Genomic DNA, 842 nt, shown 5'->3' on the forward strand with positions numbered 1-842 from the left:
TGCGGAGGGGGTCCGGCGCAGCACGCGCGAGCCATCGAGGGCGGCCACCATCGCGGTCATCTCGATGCGCGGCGCACCGGCCTCGCCGTCGCTCACGCGGGCCACGGCCCCGATCGGCGCGGCGCAGCCGGCCTCGAGGCGGCGCAGCAGGGCCCGCTCGGCGGTGACCGCCACGTGGGTGTCCCGATCGTCGACCAGCTCGAGGGCGGCGTGCATCCTCCCGACCGGCGCCTGGGGGTCCAGGAGCGCCCGGCCGAGGAAGGACTCGTCCTCGGCCCGGATCTCCACGGCCAGGGCGCCCTGCCCGGGGGCGGGCACCATGACCTCCGGGTCGATCCGCTCGGTGATCACGTGGTCCAGGCCGAGGCGGTCGAGCCCGGCACAGGCCAGGATCACGGCGTCGAGGTCACCGCGGGGCGAACCCGCGGCGGCCGGGGCGTGGTCGTCGTGCTGCTCCAGCCCGGGCACGCGGGCCAGGCGGGTCTGCACGTTGCCGCGGATGTCCACGAGCTCCAGATCCGGGCGCAGCGCCTTGAGCTGGGCCACGCGGCGCGGCGAGCCCGTGCCCACCCGGGCGCCCTCGGGCAGGGTCGCCAGGGTGAGGCCGTCGCGGGCGCACAGGGCGTCCCGCAGGTCGGCCCGGGCCGGCACCGCGGCAATCTCGAGGGTCTCCGGCTGGGCGGCCGGCAGGTCCTTGAGCGAGTGCACCGCCGCGTCCACGACGCCGTCGAGCACGGCGGCCCGCAGCGCCGAGGCGAACACGCCGGTGCCGCCCAGCGAGGCCAGCGAGCCGGTGGTGACGTCGCCCTCGGTGCGGATCACCACCAGCTCGTGGGCCAGGC

Annotated in this window: 1 protein-coding gene; it reads right to left on the reverse strand. The window is 77.6% G+C overall.

Going from position 1 to position 842, the window contains the following annotated elements:
- Positions 1 to 842, reverse strand: an 842-nt coding sequence (gene hemC, locus ACFWJO_RS39590; protein WP_386873125.1) for a hydroxymethylbilane synthase, incomplete at both ends; no start/stop codon positions are given.

This window comes from Streptomyces sp. NPDC127092 (assembly GCF_042722475.1).
In the GTDB taxonomy this organism is placed as follows: Bacteria; Actinomycetota; Actinomycetes; order Streptomycetales; family Streptomycetaceae; genus Streptomyces.